This is a genomic window from Planococcus salinarum (assembly GCF_007004625.1).
In the GTDB taxonomy this organism is placed as follows: Bacteria; Bacillota; Bacilli; order Bacillales_A; family Planococcaceae; genus Planococcus; species Planococcus salinarum.
This window is the reverse complement of record NZ_VIFV01000033.1, coordinates 16375-33244: the sequence shown is the minus strand read 5'-3', so window position 1 is coordinate 33244 and position 16870 is coordinate 16375. Positions and strand designations below refer to the sequence as shown.

Here is a 16870-nt window from a genome sequence, read left to right as displayed (position 1 = left end):
TTTCATCAAACGTATTTTGGCGCTTTATTTTTTTCTTGTGAGTGTTCATGAAAATCCTCCCCCTTTAGAATCCTATTGATTGCACAATTGTAACACCTATGGTGTCCATTCTAAGGGGGTCGACCACAGTCACCCGCACAATTTAGACGCAATTCAAAAACCCCGAAATCCTCCTATATTATAAGAAGGATTTCGGGGTTTCTTTTATCTCTTTTTTATTACATACCAGCGCTGAAAGTAATCGCTAAAGATATGGAGCTAAACAGCGAAGACTCCCAGGCGACCAAGCGAAGCGGCGAGATCCACTCGGGCGAAGTGAAACGAGCCCGAGTTAGCTCGACGCAAGCAGCCAGGAAAGCGAAGCTGTTTAGCGGAATATCGGCTATTACAGATAGCTTTTAAAGATTCTTCAATTCCTCAATACGCTTCTCCACCGTTGCGTGCTTCTCGGTGTAGTCCGCTTCCTTCGCGCGTTCTTCCGCGACAACCGCTTCCGGTGCTTTGGAAACAAAGCGTTCGTTCGACAGTTTGCCTTGAACGAGTTTCACTTCCTTCGCCCATTTCTCGAGCTCCTTGTTCAAGCGCGCAAGTTCCGCATCGATATCGATGAGGCCTTCCAGAGGCATGAACAATTCAGCGCCGGATACAACAGCTGACATCGATTTTTCTGGCGCCTGGATGTCCTGTGCAATCGTCAGCGTTTCCGTGTTGCAGAAACGTTCGATGTACGCAGAGTTCGCTTCCAGCACCTGATGCGTATTGGCGTCTTTCGCCAGAATCGTCAGCGGCACTTTCTTGCTCATCGGCGACTGCACTTCCGCGCGGATCGTCCGAACGGATTTGATGACATCCACCAGCAGCTTCATGCTCGACGACTGGCTTTGGTCCGTCAATGACTCATCCACTTTTGGCCATTCAGCGATCGTAATCGACTCGCCTTTTGTCGGCAGGTTCTGCCAGATTTCTTCCGTGATGAACGGCATGAACGGATGCAATAAACGCATCGTGTTGTCGAGCACATACGCAAGCACCGAACGCGTCATTTTCTTCGCTTCTTCGTCTTCACCGTACAATGGCAATTTCGACATCTCGATGTACCAGTCACAGAAATCATCCCAGATGAAGTTATAAAGCAGGCGGCCCACTTCACCGAATTCGTAGCGCTCGGCAAGCGATGTCACTTGTTCAATCGTTTCATTGAGACGCGTCAGGATCCACGAGTCAGCCACAGACTTCTTGCCGCTGAGGTCGATCTCTCCGTACGTCATGCCTTCCATGTTCATCAATGCAAAACGGGAAGCATTCCAGATTTTATTGGCAAAGTTCCAAACGCTCTCCACTTTCTCCATCGAGAAGCGGAGATCCTGCCCCGGCGATGAGGCCGTAGCCAGGAAGTAGCGCAGCGAATCGGCGCCGTATTGTTCGATGACGTCCATCGGGTCCACGCCGTTGCCGAGCGATTTCGACATCTTGCGGCCTTCTGCGTCACGCACCAGTCCGTGGATCAGTACATCGTCAAACGGTTTTTCTCCGGTAAATTCGAGCGCCTGGAAAATCATACGCGATACCCAGAAATTGATGATGTCATATCCTGTTACGAGTACATCAGTCGGGTAGTATTTTTTCAGTTCATCATTTTCTTCCGGCCAGCCAAGCGTCGAGAACGGCCATAACGCTGACGAGAACCACGTATCCAGCACATCTTCGTCCTGCGTCCAGTTTTCCGCGTCTGCCGGTGCTTCGTGGCCTACGTAGATTTCGTTCGTTTCGTTATGGTACCAGGCCGGAATCTGATGGCCCCACCACAATTGACGGGAAATACACCAGTCGCGGATGTTTTCCATCCAGTGCAGATACGTTTTCTCGAAACGGTCCGGCACGAAGTTGACGCCGTTCTCGTCTTTCTGCAGATCCACTGATTTTTGCGCCAGCGGCTTCATGTCCACGAACCATTGCGTCGACAGATACGGCTCAACAACTGCCCCGCTGCGTTCGGAATGCCCTACGGAATGCAAATGCTCTTCTATTTTGAATAAAACATCCATGTCCTGCAGGTCTTTGATGATTGCTTTGCGGCATTCGAAACGGTCCATGCCTTCATATTTGCCGGCGTTTTCGTTCATCGTGCCGTCTTCGTGCATGATCAAGACGCGTTCGAGGTTGTGGCGATTGCCGATTTCAAAGTCATTCGGGTCATGGGCCGGCGTGATTTTTACGGCGCCGCTGCCGAATTCCATGTCCACGTAATCATCTGCCACGATTTCCATTTCGCGTCCGATGATCGGAAGCGTCACGGTTTTACCGATGAGGTGCTTGTAGCGATCGTCTTTCGGGTGAACCGCTACCGCTGTATCGCCGAGCATCGTCTCCGGACGCGTCGTCGCGATTTCGATGTGGCCGCTGCCGTCTGTCAGCGGGTAGCGCATGTGATAGAATCCGCCCTGCACATCTTTGTAGATAACTTCGATGTCCGAGATGGCGGTTTTCGTCGCCGGGTCCCAGTTGATGATGTATTTGCCGCGGTAGATCAATTTCTTCTCGTATAATTTCACGAACACTTCACGAACCGCTTTGGACAAGCCATCATCCAGCGTGAAACGCTCACGGGAGTAATCGAGGCCGAGGCCCAGTTTCGACCATTGCTGGCGGATGTGCCCGGCGTATTCTTCTTTCCATTTCCACGATTCCTCAAGGAACGCTTCACGTCCAAGGTCATAGCGCGAACGCCCTTCCTCTTTCAGCTTGCCTTCCACCTTCGCCTGCGTCGCAATGCCGGCGTGGTCCATGCCCGGCAGCCACAAGGCGTCGAATCCCTGCATGCGCTTCATGCGCGTCAGGATATCCTGCAGCGTCGTATCCCAGGCGTGGCCCAGGTGCAGCTTGCCTGTTACGTTCGGCGGCGGAATCACAATGGTATACGGCGTTTTGCCGCTTTCCGGTTTTGCTTCGAAATACTTGTTCTCGATCCACCAATCGTAACGCCCTTTTTCAATCGATTGCGGATCATACTTGGTCGACATCGGTTCTGTCATGTGAGTTCCTCCTCTTTGTGTCGCTGCGGGTTTTATTCGCGCCGCGCTTGGTGTTGATGGGTTGAAGCATCTTCCTGAGCTTAAAAAAGGGTACAAAAAAACTCCTGTCATCTCTACTTAAAGGACGAAGGAGTTTTCGCGGTACCACCTTTATACACAGGCAAAAAAAGCCTGGCTCTCAAGTTCGATAACGGATTCGCATCCGGGTTCCGCTACTCGTGTTCACGGAATCTGCTCGGAGGTGACATTCAAATGCTGGTTCATGAAAACCTCTCACCGTTCGGTTTCCTCTCTGAAATGCACGCACATTCTACTATCCTCTTCAACGCATCAGTATCTGATTACATCCATTGTACTCAATTTCCTGTTTTAGCGTCAAGTTTTTTCAGCATATATGCAACCAGAGGCGCAGCGAGCAATAAAATAAAGAACAGGCGGAACAGATGGAAGCTCGTAATAAGCGCCACATCCGCACCCGCGGCAAGCGCTGTGATCCCCATTTCCGCCATGCCGCCCGGTGCAGCGCTCAGGAAGAAATCGAGGAACAGGTATTCCGGCAGCAGTGCCGCCAATATGTAGGCAATGAAAACGGTGAACGCGATGAGCAATACGTTGTTGACGACAATCGCGAATGCCAGGCGCATGCTCATGTTCTCGCGCAGCTTTTCCATCTGCAACCCGAGGTGCGCACCGACCAGCAGCTGCGCCAGGATGACTAAAATCTCAGGCATTTCGATCAGCGTGGTGCCAGTCACTGATTGCACAATCGCCATGACCAGCACCGGCGCCAGTAATTCTTTCGCCGGAAACGAAAATTTCTTCATGAGCAGATAGGCAAAAATGCCGAGTGCCACGGCTACGAGGAATGCCGGCGGCGAAAACGAAAAAGCAGTTTCGGTGGCGATCTGCGAAGCTTCCCTGCCGACAAAAAAAGTTGTCAGCAGCGGCACAATCGTCACCACCAGGAATATCCGGAATGTCTGCATCACCGACACGACGGTTACATTGGCGTTGTCGACTTCTTCCGATATGAGCACCATCTGCGACAGCCCGCCCGGCATCGAGCCGAGCAGACTCGTCTGCAGCGATTCATTGGCCATCCTGCTGAAGAGTAAACCGAAGAGCAGCGCCGCGATGATGACCGACACCGTCATAAACAGCATATACGGCAAATCCACCCACATCAGCAGCACCGACTCGCGGGTGAACGACGCGCCGATCATGATGCCCAGCAAGACAAGTCCGATAGCCCGGAAAACTTTCGGCCAGTAAAACTCCATCTCCGTAAACTGCCGCAGCAGGAGGAGTGCAATCATCGGACCGAGCAGCCAAGGCAGGAACATGCCAATTTGCTGAAAAAGGAAGCCGGCCGCTACCGCCACCAGCGCTGTACGCAATAATTTCAAAACCGTTCCAACTTTCTTCTGAAGAGAATCTATATTATCTATCGTAGCAGAAAATTCGGGTTGGCGGGCGGGCTATATCAATGCCATTTTAACGAGTTGGGAATAAAACTGACGAAGTTGGGAATATCCGAATGGTAGTTGGGAATAAATTAAGCAAAGTTGGGAGTATTTCCATCAAAGTTGGGAATAAACCGAAATTCTGATGAGAATGCGACTCCAGTTGGCAGCACAGCCAGCGGAAATGGGCGCATTTTGCTCATTTCCAACCCCTTAAAAGTGCAGCCGAGTTTTTCGGCTGCATATCCATCATTTTCTTTCTTGGTGCAACCCAATATCTTCTATACCATCGTTTGAAAAACCCGATTGCATGCTTTTCGCCAGCGAAAAGCGAAAGTGCGAAGTTCCAAATGGCTGCGGGAAATTCTATGAGCGGTTTTTCGGGTTCTATGATCATTCAAATGGTTCTATGATCACTTATGAGGGTTCTATGATCACTTAGATTATTCTATGATCACTCGCTGTTTTATTGTTCCCTCACTCATAAAATAAGAGCAGCCAGATCCACCGGCTGCCCCCTCCTCTCCGCACTTTCGGACGAAGTCCTGTAATCCGCCCTTACCGTACACAGGAAAACATGATTACAAGCTTTTCGCAGGCGAAAAGCGACAAAAATGAGCTTTAGCTACTATTCTGCCGCTATTCTGCTTTAACACATTATATAAAAGTACTTAACAAATAAAACTTGCACCAAAATGAGAAGTAACCAGAGATATGCAGCAAAACAGCGCAGACTCCTGCGGCTTAGCGACACGACCGATACACCGCAGGTAGCGCAGCGGACGAGGAGGATTGGGCGGGAGCCCGCTGGAAAGCGAAGCTGTTTTGCGGAATATCGACTTTCAACCATTATTTTCACCATAAAAAAACAGCCGGAAAACGTTCTCCGGCTGTCTCTCATCTTTATTAACGTGCCAATTTCGCAAACACGGTGTGGAATGCTTCCACTGTTTTGGCGATATGCTCTTCGGTATGAGCAGTCGACAGGAACATGCCTTCAAACTGGGACGGCGGCAGGAAGATGCCTTCTTCTGCCATCAATTTATAATAATCCGCAAACAGGTCAAGATCCGAAGTTTTCGCTGTGTCGAAATCGACGACTTCCTCGTTTGTAAAGAAGAACCCGATCATGGAACCTGCACGGTTTACTGTGTGCGGGATGTTGTATTTCTCTGCGGCTTCGCGGAACCCTGTTTCAAGCTGGTCCGCACGTTTGTTGAAAGTCGTGTAGCTGTCTTCCGACAGGCGCGACAAGGTTTCAAAACCGGCGCGCATCGCAAGCGGGTTACCTGACAGGGTACCTGCCTGGTAAATCGAGCCGCTTGGTGCGACCTGCTGCATGATTTCGCGTCGTCCACCGAATGCGCCGACAGGAAGCCCGCCGCCGATGACTTTGCCGAGGCACGTCAAATCAGGTGTAACGCCGTAATGGCCCTGCGCGCAATTGTAGCCGACGCGGAAACCGGTCATGACTTCATCAAAAATGAGAAGCGTACCGTTTTCTTTTGTCAGGTTGCGCAGCTCCTGAAGGAAGCCTTCGTTCGGTGGGACAACGCCCATATTGCCGGCAACCGGTTCAACGATCACCGCGGCCAGATCATCGCCGAATTCCATGAATGCCTGGCGTATGCTCTCCAGGTCGTTGAACGGTACCGTGATGGTGTTCTGTGCGACTGACGCCGGCACACCCGGTGAATCCGGCAGGCCGAGCGTCGCAACGCCGGAACCGGCTTTAATCAGCAGGCTGTCGCCGTGGCCATGGTAGCACCCTTCGAATTTCAGGATTTTATTGCGTCCCGTGAATCCGCGGGCCACACGCAAAGCGCTCATCGTCGCTTCCGTTCCGGAACTGACCATGCGCACCATTTCGATGGAAGGCACACGGTCCATGACAAGCTTCGCCATGTCGTTCTCCAGAATGGTCGGTGCGCCGAATGACGTTCCGAGCTCTGCAGTTTCTTTGATCGCTTCGACAACTTCCGGATGGGCATGGCCAAGAATCAGCGGCCCCCAGGAAAGTACATAATCGATATACGTATTGCCGTCGATGTCCGTAATGGTGGCGCCGTTGCCGGAAGCCATGAAAATCGGATCCATGTTGACGGATTTAAATGCCCGGACCGGGGAGTTGACCCCGCCCGGCATCAAGCCTTTCGCTTCTTCAAATGCTGCATTCGACTTTTCGTATGCCATCTATTTTCCCTCCAGCCAGCGTACCGCGTCTTTTGCGTGGTACGTCAAAATGATATCCGCTCCAGCACGCTTCATGCTGAGCAAAGTTTCAAGAACGATTTTCTCTTCATCGACCCAGCCGTTCAAAGCAGCCGCTTTGACCATGGCGTATTCGCCCGACACGTTATAGGCGACGATCGGCAAATCGAAATTGTCGCGCACCTCGCGGATCACGTCCAGATACGACAGCGCCGGTTTGACCATCAGGTAATCGGCGCCTTCTTCCACATCGGAAGCTGCTTCGCGGAGCGCTTCCAGGCGGTTTGCCGGATCCATCTGATAGGTTTTGCGGTCACCGAATTGCGGTGTTGAGTGGGCCGCTTCACGGAAAGGACCGTAATAGGCCGATGCATATTTGACCGAATAGCTCATGATCGGGATATGCTGGAAACCAGCCTCGTCGAGTCCGTAGCGGATTGCTGTGACAAAACCGTCCATCATGTTCGACGGCGCAATGATATCCGCTCCGGCTTTCGCCTGTGACACAGCTGTGCGCGCCAACAGATCGAGCGACTCGTCATTTAAAATGACGCCCTCTTCGATGACGCCGCAATGCCCGTGATCCGTGTATTGGCACAGGCACGTATCGGCAATGACGACCAGATCCGGATGGCGTTCTTTTGCAAAACGGATCGCTTCCTGCGTGATTGCGTGGTCATGGTAAGCCTGGGAACCGACAGCATCCTTATCGTTCGGCACGCCGAACAGGATGACCGAAGGAATCCCCAAATCGACCACTTCGTCCAGCTCTTCGCCGAGTCGGTCCATCGAAAAATGGAAAACGTTCGGCATCGACGAAATTTCGTGTTTGATGTTTTCGCCTTCAACGACAAAAATCGGATAGATGAAATCTTCTTTGTGAAGTCCGGTTTCACGCACCATCGCACGGATGTTCGCGGATCCGCGCAATCTCCGGTGGCGATTGAATTTCAAATCTTTCATTCTGTACATCTTCCTTTCGCTATTTCATTGACGACGTCCAGGTACGTATAATTCGGGGGAATAAAATCGATATGCCCGCCTTCGTCCTTTATCGCTTTTTCGGTTACATGGCCGATCGCCGCAACCTCTGCATCTTCCCACTCCCCTCCAACTTTCCGGTAAGCCGAAACAGCTGAGGGGCTGGCAAAGATAATCGTTTGATGTTTCATTTCCTTCAATAATTGTGCGTTTTCGAGCAACAGATTGGTGTCGTAGATAATCCATTCATCGACCGGCATTGGCATGGACGCGATGGTATTCTTCGCCAGTCCGCCTTTGATGAACAGGCATTTTTCACCGTTAGCCACAGCTGGAAATTCCGTCACAAAATTGTCTGCGCTGAACACCCGGGGAATAAAATCCACCCGATAGCCATTGTGGCGCAATACCTCAGCCGTCTTTTCCCCGACTGCCGCAATCTTCGGCACAGCACCAGCGTGGAGCTGGCAGAAAGCCTGTGCACTTGTGCGGCTCGTGAAGATGAGCCAGCCATAAGCCGAGAAATCGGGCGTTTTGGTCTGGCGGATGGAGGTTTCGATCAACGGCAGATAAACTGCCTTGCCGCCCAGCTCTTCCACTTTGCCCGCAGCTTCCCGCGGAAAAGTCGAACCGGTAAAAACGACGGTTTTGCCTTCCAGCGAATGACCGGTGTTACACATTGCTCTCAGCAATGACGCGCTGGATCAAGTCATAGCCGCCCTGTTCGCTGATTTTATCAGCAACGATGCGTCCGGCTTCGACCGGGTCTTTATGTGTTGCCGTTTCTTTATAAACCTGATCGGCTTCCGGAGAAGAAATCAGCCCAGTAAAGGTGATGACGCCGTTTTCGACTGTTGCATAGCCCGCAATCGGAACCTGGCAGCTGCCGTTCATATCTTTCAAAAACTTGCGCTCTGCATTAACTGCAAGCATCGTTGTTTCATCGTTGACTTTCGAAAGTTCCGCCAACAATTCCTTGTCGTCTTCACGGCACTCGATTGCCAAAGCACCCTGGCCGATCGCCGGGAGGCAATCTTCGATGGTGAGGAATTCAGTGACGATATCGTCACCCCAGCCCATGCGCTTCAACCCGGCTGCCGCGAGGATGATGGCATCGAATTCTCCTGACTTCAATTTTTCAAGGCGCGTGTCGATATTGCCGCGAATCCAGTGGATATCCAAATCCGGACGGATCAACAACATTTGGGAACTGCGGCGCAGGCTGCTCGTTCCGACTTTTGCGCCGACCGGCAATTCCATGAACTTCACATGGTCATTGGCGATAAAGGCATCGCGCGGATCTTCACGTTCCGGCACACAGCCGATAACGAGATTTTCCGGAAGTACAGACGGCATATCTTTCATGCTGTGAACAGCAAAATCGATTTCCTTGTTGAAAAGTGCCTGTTCAATCTCTTTGACAAAAAGGCCTTTCCCGCCAACTTTCGACAGCGTCACGTCCACAATGCGGTCGCCTTTTGTGACAATTTCCTTTATTTCAAATTCAAAAGGGGCTCCTGCCGCCTTCAGTTTGTCGATGAACTGGTTGGTTTGTGTCAATGCCAGCTTGCTTCTTCTCGAACCTACAATAATTTTTCTCAACTAAATCCTACCTTTCTTTAGTACCAAAAATGGAATTCCGATAAACGGCTGCCGAGAAAGAAATTAATCAGCAGCACTAAAAATGCGTATATATGTGCCAGTGCATAGGACATGCCATTCAACGAGCCCTTGCGGTGTCGCCAGAGAATGATGCTGTAGACGACCAACAGAATAAATGAGCCGACGATTTTCAGATCGAAAATCGAGAACTCGACGAGCGCTATGTACGCCCATTGCAATCCGAGGACCAGCGATACGAACAGGAGGGAAATCCCCACGCCGATCGAGATCGACATGCCTTTTTCCGTCTGCCCGAGTGATGGCAGGCTACTCCACTGCTTTGTCCATTTTTTCTGCTTCAACAAGCGGTATAGCAGAATATTGAGCAGCGAAAAAACGAAGGACAGCGAAAATGCCGCATAGGACAGGATCGCAAAACTGATATGAATCAGCAGCAGTTCGGAAACGAGTGATTCGCCGACCGGTGACCGCTCGATCTGCACCGGTGCGAAAGTGTGGATTGTCATGAAGATAAAACCGATGATATTGATCAGGAATACCGCAAAATCAAAGCGGTAGAAAATCCTCAGCACCAGCGACACTGTCACCAGCAGCCAGGCATAGAAGTAAATGCCCTCGAACAGGGTCAGAATCGGAAACCTTTTTGTTTCCATGATATAAAACACCAGAAACACCGTCTGCAGAAGCCATACGACTCCAAGCAGCGACATGGCGATCCGTGCAGCTTTTTTCTCTTTATATACATAATCCAAAAAATAAAAAACAAGGCTGACAGCATATAGTATAACCATAGCTTCGTGCAGCCTTGCCATTGTTATATCAGCCATCCCATTCCCCTTCATTTCCATAGTTAAAGGCGCTTCGCATCTACATTTTAACATATAGATACGAAAACGCCTCTTTTCAACCGATTAAAATGAGTATCCGGGTGATTCCTGTTTTTTCTGCTGCTTTTCTTCCACAGCCTTTTCAGCTTTGACCATCGCAGCTTTCGACTGCTGCTCGATTTGTATTTGCACTTCATCTTCAATACCGAAAATCTGCTGGAACATTTGGAGCTGTTCACGCGATTTCGGGGAACCGGCCATTTCTTTCGCCTGTGAGATCGGTTCTTTCAATAATTGATTGATGATCGATTTGGTGTGTTTGTTCAGGATTTTCTTTTCACGTTCAGTCAGGTCCGGCATCTTGTTCTCGATGCTCGCCATTGTTTCCGACTGAATGCCAAGCGCTCTTTCACGCAAAGCCGAAATAACAGGCACGACGCCGAGCGTTGTCAGCCAGTCGTTGAACTGATTCGCTTCCTTGTCGATCATCGTCACGATCTGATTGGCCGCACGTTCACGTTCCGCCAGATTGGCGTTGACGATGCCCTGCATATCATCGATGTCATATAGGAAGACATTCGGCAGATCGCCGATGCGCGGGTCCATGTCACGCGGCACCGCAATATCCACAAGGAATAGCGGCTTGCCTTTGCGCAGTTTCTCCACGAATTGCATCAATTCCAGGTCGATGACGAAATCTTGTGCCCCTGTCGACGAAATAAGAATATCCGCATCCAACAGCGCACACTGCAGTTCACTTAACGGTTTCGCTTTGCCGCCGAATTTTTCAGCCAGCACTTCCGCTTTTTCGAATGTGCGGTTGATGACCGTGATGCGGTCGGCACCACTGCCCTGCAGATTCTTGATCGCGAGTTCGCCCATTTTACCGGCGCCCAAAATGACAACGTGCTTGTTCTTCAATGTACCGAAGATTTTCTTGCCCAGTTCAACTGCCGCATAGGAAACCGATACGGCGTTTTCGCCGATCGCCGTTTCCGAATGCGCCCGTTTTGCAAGCGTCACTGCCTGCTTGAACAATTGGTTGAAAACTGTACCGGTTGTCCCGATTTCCTGTCCGGCAAGGAAGCTTCCTTTTACCTGGCCAAGAATCTGAGTTTCGCCGAGCACCATCGAATCAATCCCGGCAGTCACACGGAAAAGGTGCTCAACCGCCTCATCTTGTTCATGGACAAATAAATACTGCGAAAACGTCTCCTGCGGAATATCAAAATAATCCGCCAGGAATTGCTTCACATAGTATTTGCCGGTATGGAGCTGGTCGACCACCGCGTAGATCTCCGTGCGGTTGCACGTCGATACGATGACATTCTCCAATATGCTTTTTTGTTTATTCAAAGCCTGCATCGCCTGTGGAAGTTCGTTTTCGATAAACGACAATTTCTCACGGATCTCAACAGGTGCAGATCGGTAATTCACCCCGACTACTAAAGTATGCATGGGTTCAAAACACCTTTCACGTTCCATATTTCATATAAATAAGTATACCACTTCCAAAGGATTATAAGCCTTTGAAATTGTGAACAAGCAATGAAGTATGTTTATTTGTAATAATTATAAACTAATTCTAGCATTGGCGATATTGCAGAACAAGGATTACGCTTGTATTCGAATTTGTCAGTTAACTTGAGTGTTCCTCATAAAAATAAGAGTCATTTGAAATTATGTTGAATTAAAGTAAGAACACTTTTATATGTCGCTTCGGCGCTTTGGACAAGGCTCCCACAATAAGCCGAGAAGAGCACTCGTCTTATTGCTTCGCCCAGTCCTGAGCCGCGCCGGCGCTGGTGAAGTAACTATGGCTGAGCGAGTCTCTAAGATATGGAGCAAAACAGCGCAGACGCCCAGGGGACCAAGCGAAGTGCTGAGATCCACTCGGGCGAAGTGCAACGAGACCGAGTTAGCTCAGCGCGAGCCCCCAGGCAAGCAAGCTGTTTTGCGGAATATCGGTTATTTAAGCTCAACTCACTTATAACTAAAAAAAGCGCAGCCTCAGCTGCGCTCCCTTCTTACATTCTGCTTTCGATTTCTTTCCAGGCTTCGTCTTTGCCGAGTCCTGTTTCGGAAGAAAAGATGATTAACGGATCAGTCTTTTCCATCTCCAGTGTATCGCGGACGATTTTTTTGTGCTTATCCCATTTGCCTTTTGGAATCTTGTCCGCTTTCGTCGCGATGATGAGGCACGGAATGCCGAAATGCTTCATGAAATCGTACATCGCCACATCGTCGCGGCTCGGCGGATGGCGCAGGTCGACAATCTGGATCACGGCACGCAATGGTTCGCGGTCTGTGATATAGCGTTCGATCATCTTGCCCCATGCTTCACGTTCCGACTTGGAAACTTTGGCATAGCCATAGCCGGGAACATCGACATAGAAAAGCTTTTCTTCGATTTTGTAAAAATTCAGCGTCTGTGTTTTGCCGGGTTTTGATGAAATACGCGCCATGCTTTTGCGGCCGATCATTTTGTTGATGAACGACGATTTGCCGACGTTGGAACGTCCCGCCAACGCGAATTCCGGCAGGCCATCCTCCGGATACTGATCCGGACGGACGGCACTGATTACTAATTCTACATTATTTACTTTCATTCGTTTACTCCTTCTAAAGCGATTTGGAGCGCTTCGTCTGCCTGGGATACAAATTTGAACGTCAATTGTTCACGCACTGTATCCGGGATGTCTTCAATATCGCGTTCGTTATCCTTCGGAAGAATAATTGTCGTCAGTCCTGCACGGTGCGCGCTTAAAGTTTTTTCTTTCACGCCGCCGATCGGCAGGACGCGTCCGCGCAATGTAATTTCGCCGGTCATTCCAACTTCGCGGCGAATCGGCCGTTTTGAAAGTGATGAGACCAATGCCGTCGCGATGGCTACACCCGCCGAAGGGCCGTCTTTTGGAACTGCCCCTTCGGGAACGTGTATGTGGATGTCATGGGATTCATGGAAATTCGGGTCCAGGCCGAGTGATTCGGCACGTGAACGCACAAACGACAACGCCGTCTGCGCCGATTCTTTCATGACGTCTCCCAGTTTACCGGTCAATTGCAATTTGCCTTTGCCCGGTGACAACGACACTTCAATCTGCAGCGTATCGCCACCTGTGCTCGTGTAGGCAAGGCCGGTTGCGACGCCGATCTGGTTTTCCGATTCAGCCATGCCGTACCGGAATTTGCGTTTGCCCAAATACTCTTCGGCTTCTTTTTCGGTCACTTCCACAGATTCCTTTTCTTTCGAGATAATCTGCTTGGTCACTTTCCGGCAAATCGAAGCCAGTTGGCGCTCAAGTCCGCGGACTCCCGCTTCGCGCGTATAATAACGGACGATGGCCAACAGAGCCTCGTCGGTAAACTGCAGCTGCTCGGATGTCAATCCGTGCTCATCCAATTGTTTCGGCGCCAAATGGTTCTTCGCAATCTGCGTTTTTTCCGCTTCTGTATAGCCCGCAATCGAAATCACTTCCATCCGGTCGCGCAAAGGTCCAGGAATCGTACTCAGATCATTTGCTGTCGCAATGAAAAGCACATTCGAAAGGTCATAGGTTTCTTCAATATAATGATCGCTGAACGAATTATTCTGTTCGGGATCCAGCACTTCCAGCATTGCGGAAGACGGATCTCCCCGGAAGTCATTCGACATCTTCTCGATTTCATCCAGCAGGAATACCGGATTGACCGTACCCGCTTTCTTCATCCCCTGGATAATACGGCCCGGCATAGCGCCGACATACGTACGGCGGTGGCCACGGATTTCCGATTCGTCACGGACGCCGCCGAGGGAAATGCGGACAAAATTCCGGTCAAGCGAATCGGCAATCGATTTCGCGAGCGACGTTTTCCCGACGCCCGGCGGTCCGACCAGACAAAGAATCGGCCCACGCAAGGACTTGGTCATCTGCTGCACAGCCAGATACTCAAGAACACGTTCTTTGACGTCTTCCAGTCCATCATGGTCGCGGTTCAACACTTCTTCGGCATACTTGATATCGAGACGGTCTTCTGTTTTTTCCGACCACGGAATCGTTACCAGCCACTCGATGTAATTGCGGATAATGCCGCTTTCCGCAGCTGCGGAAGGCAGTTTTTCGTAACGGTCCAGTTCTTTCAACGCCACTTTCTTCGTTGACTCCGGCATGCCTGCTGCATCAATCCGTTTTTTCAAATCGGAAATTTCGCCGGTTTTGCCGTCTTTGTCGCCAAGCTCCGACTGGATCGCTTTCATCTGCTCGCGCAAGTAAAATTCCTTTTGCGTCTGCTCCATCGCTTTTTTGACCCGCTGATTGATGCGCTTCTCCAAATCGAGGACTTCCTGTTCGTTGTGCAACCGGCCAATCAGCATTTCGAGACGCTTGCTGATATCAAAAGTTTCAAGAATCTCCTGCTTGCCGGCCATTTTGAGTGGCAGATGTGAAGCTATCATATCCGCCAGGCGGCCGGGCTCTTCGATATCCGCAACCGTCTTGTAGGTTTCATTTGTAACCTTTTTCGAGGCTTTTGAATACTTCTCAAAGTGCTCAAGCAACAGGCGCATCAGCGCATCCTGCTCAGCATCCTTTTCTTCCTCATCAGGGAATGAAGTCACTTCAACAACCGGGAATTTTTCCTCATCCTCATACGATTTCCACTGTCCGCGCTCCAGCCCTTCGACCAGGACACGGATGGTGCCGTTCGGCAATTTCAGCATCTGCTTCACATATGCCAGTGTACCGATTTTCTGAAGATCTTCCTTTTCCGGCTGCTCGACACTGATGTCTTTCTGTGTAGCCAGGAATATAATATTATCTTCCAGCAATGCCTGTTCCAAAGCAGCCACCGAACGCTCGCGTCCGACATCAATATGCAAAACCATCGTCGGGAATACCAGCAGTCCGCGCAGCGGCAATACAGGCACTCGTTTTGTAACTTTCTTCTTAGCCATTTCACAGCCACCTCCGGGAGTTTATATCAATAAATAAAATCGAACAAATTAAATATTAAAATTAATAACTTCATTTGATTAAAGTATTCGCATATATAACGCTTCAGCGCTATGGACAAAGCTCCCGCAATAAGCCGAGAAGAACACTCGTCTTATTACTCCGCTCAGTCCGTTGGCGCGCTGGCGCTAAGAGAAATTTTTAGAGATATGGAGCAAACCAGCGAAGACGCCCAGGGGAGCAACGCTTTTCATGTCTCGAAGCTAGCGAAGCGATGCAGAGACAGAAACGGCGTTGGCTTTCCAACGTCGTTTCGACGAAGTGCGTGCCCTTTCAGGTGCTCCTGCATCGCTGCGCTGCTTCGTCGCAAAGACTTAGCCTCGCATGCTTCGGCTAATGTCTTCGAAGCTGGTTTGCGGAATATCGATTATTAACATTTCCACACCATATAAAAGCCAAAAAAATGGACTGAGCTCAGACCGCGCGGATGTGCACAATCTGAGTCAGCCCATTTCATCCGAAATTATGCGGATGTCTTCTCATTATTATCTGCAATGTATTCTGTGCCATCTTCCAACATGAGTTTCGGCTGAACTTTATCGGCTATTGTCTCTTTTGTAATAATGCATTCCACAATGTCTTCACGCGAAGGCAAGTCGAACATTACATCAAGCATGATGTTCTCGATAATTGAGCGCAATCCGCGGGCACCTGTTTTGCGTACAATCGCAAGTTTTGCGATTTCTACAAGTGCTTCGTCTTCAAACGTCAATGTTACGCCGTCAAGCTCCATCATTTTCTGGTATTGCTTGATCAGGGCATTCTTCGGTTCTGTCAGAATTTGCACCAATGCACTTTCATCAAGCTGTTCAAGGCTCGCCAATACTGGTAGACGGCCGATGAACTCCGGAATCAGACCGAATTTAAGCAAGTCTTCAGGAATCAATTGGCTGAGCAATGATTTGTCATCAACTTCCTCTTTGTTCGGATCTGCACCGAAACCGATGATTTTATTGCCGAGACGGCGTTTGATGATCTGGTCGACTCCGTCAAAGGCTCCACCCACGATGAACAGGACATTTGTCGTGTCAATTTGGATGAATTCCTGATGAGGATGCTTGCGTCCGCCCTGAGGTGGAACGCTCGCAGTCGTGCCTTCAAGAATTTTCAGCAACGCCTGCTGAACCCCTTCACCCGAAACGTCGCGCGTGATTGACGGGTTCTCGGATTTACGGGCCACTTTATCGATTTCATCGATATAAATGATGCCTTTTTCAGCGCGGTCCACGTCATAATCCGCTGCCTGGATAAGTTTCAACAGGATGTTCTCGACATCTTCACCGACATAGCCGGCTTCCGTCAGAGATGTTGCATCCGCAATAGCGAACGGTACGTTAAGGATGCGGGCCAATGTTTGCGCCAATAAGGTTTTACCGCTCCCTGTAGGGCCGATCAATACGATATTCGATTTCGAAAGTTCGACATCGTCGATCTTGCTCTGCGAATTGACGCGCTTGTAATGGTTGTAGACTGCTACTGCCAGCGATTTTTTCGCTTTGTCCTGACCGATTACATAGCCGCCAAGGATATCCATGATTTCCTTCGGTTTAGGCACTTCCTTGAATTCCACTGCTTCTTCCGTACCAAGCTCTTCTTCTACGATTTCCGTACAAAGCTCAATACATTCGTCACAAATATATACACCCGGTCCTGCAACCAGTTTACGAACCTGTTCTTGTGGTTTTCCACAGAATGAACATTTAAGATGGTCTTTTTCGTCATTAAATTTGAACAATGTATTC

11 protein-coding genes and 1 other annotated feature are annotated in these 16870 nt (G+C 50.0%); all 11 genes read right to left on the bottom strand.

Annotated features, from left to right (window positions below):
- Nucleotides 1-398 precede the first annotated feature (398 nt).
- A complete protein-coding gene (locus tag DIJ65_RS14445) occupies nt 399-3032 on the bottom strand; it encodes a valine--tRNA ligase (protein ID WP_117303374.1) in 2634 nt (877 codons plus the stop codon).
- Nucleotides 3033-3149: 117 nt separating this feature from the next.
- Nucleotides 3150-3367, bottom strand: a binding site (T-box leader).
- A gap of 21 nt (nt 3368-3388) precedes the next feature.
- Nucleotides 3389-4438 (bottom strand): AbrB family transcriptional regulator, encoded by a 1050-nt coding sequence (locus DIJ65_RS14440; RefSeq protein WP_071152339.1) that lies wholly within the window; start codon nt 4436-4438, stop codon nt 3389-3391.
- 963 nt (nt 4439-5401) lie between these two features.
- A complete protein-coding gene (hemL, locus tag DIJ65_RS14435) occupies nt 5402-6688 on the bottom strand; it encodes a glutamate-1-semialdehyde 2,1-aminomutase (RefSeq protein ID WP_071152341.1) in 1287 nt (428 codons plus the stop codon).
- Entirely contained in the window at nt 6689-7669 is a 981-nt protein-coding gene (gene hemB, locus DIJ65_RS14430) for a porphobilinogen synthase (protein WP_071152342.1), read from the bottom strand.
- Nucleotides 7666-8367, bottom strand: a complete 702-nt coding sequence (locus DIJ65_RS14425) for a uroporphyrinogen-III synthase (protein WP_071152343.1) — start codon at nt 8365-8367, stop codon at nt 7666-7668. Before DIJ65_RS14425 ends, hemB begins: the two co-directional genes overlap by 4 nt.
- The gene (gene hemC, locus DIJ65_RS14420) at nt 8360-9289 is read right to left on the bottom strand and encodes a hydroxymethylbilane synthase (RefSeq protein ID WP_071152344.1); all 930 of its coding nucleotides are present in this window, start codon (nt 9287-9289) and stop codon (nt 8360-8362) included. Before hemC ends, DIJ65_RS14425 begins: the two co-directional genes overlap by 8 nt.
- Nucleotides 9290-9306: 17 nt before the next feature.
- Nucleotides 9307-10137: a cytochrome C assembly family protein gene (locus DIJ65_RS14415; protein ID WP_071152345.1), complete on the bottom strand. Its 831-nt coding sequence runs from the start codon at nt 10135-10137 to the stop codon at nt 9307-9309.
- A gap of 84 nt (nt 10138-10221) precedes the next feature.
- Nucleotides 10222-11595, bottom strand: coding sequence for a glutamyl-tRNA reductase (hemA, locus tag DIJ65_RS14410; RefSeq protein ID WP_071152346.1), 1374 nt, complete (start codon nt 11593-11595; stop codon nt 10222-10224).
- Nucleotides 11596-12164: 569 nt separating this feature from the next.
- Complete coding sequence (gene yihA / locus DIJ65_RS14405) at nt 12165-12746, bottom strand: ribosome biogenesis GTP-binding protein YihA/YsxC (RefSeq protein WP_117303368.1); 582 nt, start codon at nt 12744-12746, stop codon at nt 12165-12167.
- A complete protein-coding gene (gene lon, locus DIJ65_RS14400; protein WP_117303366.1) occupies nt 12743-15070 on the bottom strand; it encodes an endopeptidase La in 2328 nt (775 codons plus the stop codon). The genes yihA and lon overlap by 4 nt, the downstream gene beginning before the upstream one ends.
- Nucleotides 15071-15591: 521 nt before the next feature.
- Nucleotides 15592-16863 carry an ATP-dependent protease ATP-binding subunit ClpX gene (clpX, locus tag DIJ65_RS14395; RefSeq protein WP_117303364.1) on the bottom strand — a complete coding sequence of 424 codons (1272 nt, stop codon included), beginning with the start codon at nt 16861-16863 and terminating at the stop codon, nt 15592-15594.
- Nucleotides 16864-16870 lie beyond the last annotated feature (7 nt).

Coding starts and splice junctions, on each gene's coding strand:
- DIJ65_RS14445 (WP_117303374.1), bottom strand. CDS start 3,032: ATGACAGAACCGATGTCGACCAAGTATGATCCGCAATCGATTGAAAAA.
- hemL (WP_071152341.1), bottom strand. CDS start 6,688: ATGGCATACGAAAAGTCGAATGCAGCATTTGAAGAAGCGAAAGGCTTG.
- hemB (WP_071152342.1), bottom strand. CDS start 7,669: ATGAAAGATTTGAAATTCAATCGCCACCGGAGATTGCGCGGATCCGCG.
- DIJ65_RS14425 (WP_071152343.1), bottom strand. CDS start 8,367: ATGTGTAACACCGGTCATTCGCTGGAAGGCAAAACCGTCGTTTTTACC.
- DIJ65_RS14415 (WP_071152345.1), bottom strand. CDS start 10,137: ATGGCTGATATAACAATGGCAAGGCTGCACGAAGCTATGGTTATACTA.
- hemA (WP_071152346.1), bottom strand. CDS start 11,595: ATGCATACTTTAGTAGTCGGGGTGAATTACCGATCTGCACCTGTTGAG.
- yihA (WP_117303368.1), bottom strand. CDS start 12,746: ATGAAAGTAAATAATGTAGAATTAGTAATCAGTGCCGTCCGTCCGGAT.
- lon (WP_117303366.1), bottom strand. CDS start 15,070: ATGGCTAAGAAGAAAGTTACAAAACGAGTGCCTGTATTGCCGCTGCGC.